This window comes from Actinophytocola sp. (assembly GCF_035712165.1).
Lineage (GTDB): Bacteria > Actinomycetota > Actinomycetes > Mycobacteriales > Pseudonocardiaceae > DASYTH01.
Genome location: NZ_DASTBH010000347.1, coordinates 1 through 3967 on the forward strand (window position 1 = coordinate 1; position 3967 = coordinate 3967).

The following is a 3967-nucleotide window of genomic DNA, read 5'->3' on the forward strand; positions in this document are numbered from 1 at the left end:
TACGGCGGCAACAACAACTGGTTCGCCGCCTACGCGTACTGGTACTTCAAGCTCTACGGGCACCAGAACGTCAAGCTGCTCGACGGCGGGCGCAAGAAGTGGGAGCTGGACGGTCGCCCGCTGAACACCGACCCGGCCAAGCGCGACGAGACGAGCTACTCGGCCAAGGAGCAGGACACCGCGATCCGGGCGTTCCGCGACGAGGTGGTGGCCTCGATCAACGCCAAGAACCTGGTCGACGTGCGCTCCCCGGACGAGTTCTCCGGCAAGCTGCTCGCCCCGGCGCACCTGCCGCAGGAGCAGGCGCAGCGGGCCGGGCACATCCCCAGCGCGATCAACGTGCCGTGGAGCAAGGCGGCCAACGAGGACGGCACGTTCCGCAGCGAGGACGAGCTGCGCGAGCTGTACCGGGCGGCCGGCATCGACGAGTCCAAGTCGACGATCGCGTACTGCCGCATCGGCGAGCGCTCGTCGCACACCTGGTTCGCCCTGCACGAGCTGCTCGGCTACTCGGACGTGAAGAACTACGACGGCTCGTGGACCGAGTACGGCTCGCTGGTCGGCGTGCCGGTGGAGATCGGCCCCGGCGCCCACTGACCTTCCCAAGGAGACAGCATGAGTTGCGGAGCCCCTGAGCAGACCACCGCGCTGCCGGCCGGCGTGGACATCGAGAAGGAAACCGTGGTCAGCGGCCAGGTCCTGGCCGGCGGCGCGCCGGTCGCCGGCGCGTTCGTCCGCTTGCTGGACGCCACCGGCGAGTTCACCGCCGAGGTGGTGACCTCGGCGGAGGGCGCCTTCCGGTTCTACGCCGCGCCGGGTGACTGGACGGTGCGCGCGCTGCACCGCTCCGGCACCGGCGAGGCGAAGGTGAGCGCCGCCGGTCCCGGCCTGCACCCGGTCGAGGTCGTCGTCGGCTGATCCGCCGGCCTCGCGAAGCCCGCACGGTCGCGCACCGTGCGGGTTTTCGTTTTTTTGGGACGCAACTCGCCGGCCCCCGGGACGTCCATTCCATCGAGCGAAGGATGGAATTCGCTGTCACTGAGGGGAAAACAATGACAATGCGTGTATTTGGCGTGCGCACGGCCGTGCTCGGCCTGCTCGCGGCTCTGCTCACCGGGTTGGGTGTCACGGCCGGCGCCGGCGTCGCCTCGGCCTGCGCCGGCGGCCCGGTTGCCCGATCGGCGGCCTTCGCCAGCACCCTGCCGCAGGTCCGGTATGGACAGAGCGGAACGACGGTGCAGGGACTGCAGCTCAACCTCAAGGACCGGGGCTACTCGCTGACCGGAACGGGCTACTACGGACCGCTGACCCTGGCCGCGGTCAAGGACTTCCAGCGCAAGCACGGCATCAACCCCAGCGGCATCGTGGGCTCGCGGACCTGGCAGGCCCTGGTCGGCTCGAAGGCCGTGGGGCTCACGACGCCGAGGCCGGCGCCGCGGTTCTCGGTCTATCCGGGCGAGCGCGACCGAGTGAAGGTGGGAACGCTGTTGGGCTACCTCGGCCGGACCTATGGCTACGGCGACTCCGACACCTGGTACGGCCCGGCGATGCAGCAGCAGGTGAAGCGGTTCCAGAAGGCCAACGGCATCAAGGCCAGCGGGATCGTCGGGGCCAAGACCTGGGCAGCGCTGAACAAGGTGATTTCCATCGCCGGCAACTGGGGCTGCTGAACCGCGCACGCGGGACGGTCGGGCTGCGACCGTCCCGCGTGCGGCTATTCTCTGCCGGGTGGAGTGGTTCTTCACCGGGCTACTGGTGCTCATGGAGTTGGCGGTGACGACGTTCGCCTGCCTGGTCGCCTACCGGCTGTACGTGCGGCAGCGCGGATGAGCGAGAGCAGCGGCGACGCGGCGATGCGCGCGGCGGCCGAGCGGGCCGAGACCACCCGGCACCGCAACATCCCGTCGTGGCCGGACCTGCCGATCCCGGACGACACCGCGAACCTGCGCGAGGGACCGGACCTGCACCCGGACTGCCTCGCGCTGCTGCCGCTGGTGGGTGTGTGGCGCGGCGAGGGCGAGGTGGTCTACCCGACCATCGACGGCCCGTTCCGGTTCGGGCAGCAGCTCACCGTCACCCACGACGGGCGGCCGTTCCTCCAGCACGAGGCGCGGGCCTGGCTGCTGGACGCCGACGGCAACGTGATCCGCCCGGCCGCCCGCGAGGTCGGCTGGTGGCGGCCGCGACCGGACGACACGATCGAGCTACTGCTCACTCACTCCACCGGCATCGTGGAGATCTTCCTCGGCGAGCCGCGCACCCAGACCTCGTGGGAGCTGGCCACCGACGCCGTGCTGCGGACCGCGTCGGCCAAGGAGGTCACCGGCGCCAAGCGGCTCTACGGCCTGGTGAACAACGGCGATCTCGCCTACGTGGAGGAGCGCGCCATGGTGGGCCAGCCGCTCCAACCGCACACCTCCGCCTACCTGCGCCGCGTCGCCGGCTGACTGCGCGCCTCTCCGGGATTTGATGCGGTGGTGGCGTTCCGGGGATGGGTGCGGGTGTCGGGTGGATTGTGGCTGGGTGGCGTCACGGTCCCCTGAGGTGACTGTTGGTCGGGGACGGACACCAATCGCACTAGGGTCGGGGCGTGCGGTTGCTGCGGTGCGGAGCGGACGCGGTGCTGGTCGAGCTGGACTCGCTGACCGAGGTGGCCGCGGTCCGGGCGGCGCTGGCCGCGGCGGCCGGTAGGGGCGACCTGCCGGATCTGGTCGAGCTGGTGCCGGCGGCACGCACGGTCCTGGCGAGCTTCCGGGCCGGCTCCGGTGGCCAGCACCGGTTGCCGGCCGTGCTGGACGGCGCCGACCTGGCGCAGCCACCGGCCGGTGAGCCGCGCCGGGTGGTGCTGCCGGCGGTCTACGACGGACCGGACCTCGACCTGGTGGCGCGCACCGCCGGGGTGCGGGCGGACGAGGTGGCCCGGCTGCACGGCGACGCCGAGTACACCGTGGCGTTCTGTGGCTTCGCCCCGGGCTTCGGCTACCTGAGCGGGCTGCCCGAGCCGCTGCGGCAGGCCCGGCTGGACTCCCCACGGCCCACGGTGCCGGCCGGCGCGATCGGTGTGGCCGGCGAGTTCACCGGCGTCTACCCGCGGTCCTCGCCGGGTGGCTGGCGGCTGATCGGCCGGCTCGCCGCGGACGCCGAGCCGCTGTTCGACCCGCGCCGCGACCGGCCCGCCCTGCTCGCCCCGGGCGACCTGGTGCGGTTCGAGGTGGCCGGATGAGGCGCGGCGTGACGGTGCTGGGCACCGGGCCGCAGGCGCTGGTGCAGGACCTGGGCCGGCCCGGCAACGCCCATCTCGGGGTGCCGCCGTCCGGGGCGCTGGACGTTCCGGCGCTGCGGCTGGCCAACCGGCTGGCCGGCAACCCCGAGTCGGCGGCCGGGATCGAGACGCTGCTCGGCGGGCTGGTGCTGCGCGCGGAGAGCTCCTGCACGGTGGCGGTGACCGGGCCGGCGGTGGCGGTCCTGCTGGGTGGCCGGCCGGTGGGCTCGCACGTGCCGGTGCATCTCGCGCCGGGTGACGTGCTGGAGGTCGGCACGCCGGAGGCCGGGCTGCGCTGTTACGTGGCGATCTCCGGCGGCGTGGAGGTGCCGGCCGAGCTGGGTTCGCGGGCCACCGACCTGCTCTCCGGGATCGGCCCTGACCCACTGCGGCCGGACGACGTGCTCCCGCTGGGCAACCCGGTCGGGCCGCCGGTCGGTGCGGACGAGCTGGCGCCGGACCGGCCGCCGGACCGGATCACCGTGCCGGTGCGGCTCGGCCCCCGGCAGGGCTGGTTCGACGAGCCGGCCGCGCAGCTCGCCGCCGGGGAGTGGCTGGTCTCGCCGCAGAGCAACCGGGTGGGCGTGCGGCTGGCCGGCCCAGCGCTGCGCCGGGCCGCGGCGTACGCCGAGCGGGAGTTGGCCAGCGAGGGGGTGGTGACCGGCGCGGTGCAGGTTCCGGCCGGCGGCCGGCCGGTGATCTTCC

6 protein-coding genes are annotated in these 3967 nt (G+C 73.1%); all 6 read left to right on the forward strand.

Features of this window, described 5'->3' with window-relative positions; all coding sequences use genetic code 11:
* On the forward strand, positions 1 to 597 hold a 597-nt coding region (locus VFO68_RS19345; protein ID WP_325159728.1), incomplete at its 5' end, for a sulfurtransferase.
* Positions 598 to 615: 18 nt separating this feature from the next.
* Positions 616 to 918 carry a DUF1416 domain-containing protein gene (locus tag VFO68_RS19350; protein WP_325159729.1) on the forward strand — a complete coding sequence of 101 codons (303 nt, stop codon included), beginning with the start codon at positions 616 to 618 and terminating at the stop codon, positions 916 to 918.
* Positions 919 to 1073: 155 nt separating this feature from the next.
* Positions 1074 to 1670: a peptidoglycan-binding protein gene (locus tag VFO68_RS19355; RefSeq protein ID WP_325159730.1), complete on the forward strand. Its 597-nt coding sequence runs from the start codon at positions 1074 to 1076 to the stop codon at positions 1668 to 1670.
* A 156-nt stretch (positions 1671 to 1826) separates the two neighbouring features.
* Positions 1827 to 2447, forward strand: coding sequence for an FABP family protein (locus VFO68_RS19360; protein ID WP_325159731.1), 621 nt, complete (start codon positions 1827 to 1829; stop codon positions 2445 to 2447).
* Between the two features lie 143 nt (positions 2448 to 2590).
* On the forward strand, positions 2591 to 3223 hold the full coding sequence (locus VFO68_RS19365) for an allophanate hydrolase subunit 1 (RefSeq protein WP_325159732.1): 633 nt from the start codon (positions 2591 to 2593) through the stop codon (positions 3221 to 3223).
* Positions 3220 to 3967 (forward strand): biotin-dependent carboxyltransferase family protein (locus VFO68_RS19370; protein ID WP_325159733.1); only part of this gene is annotated, 748 nt, incomplete at its 3' end. The genes VFO68_RS19365 and VFO68_RS19370, both read left to right, overlap by 4 nt.

Bases quoted from the DNA above. Each gene is read 5' to 3' on its own strand.
- VFO68_RS19350 (WP_325159729.1), top strand. From the start codon at position 616: ATGAGTTGCGGAGCCCCTGAGCAGACCACCGCGCTGCCGGCCGGCGTG.
- VFO68_RS19360 (WP_325159731.1), top strand. From the start codon at position 1,827: ATGAGCGAGAGCAGCGGCGACGCGGCGATGCGCGCGGCGGCCGAGCGG.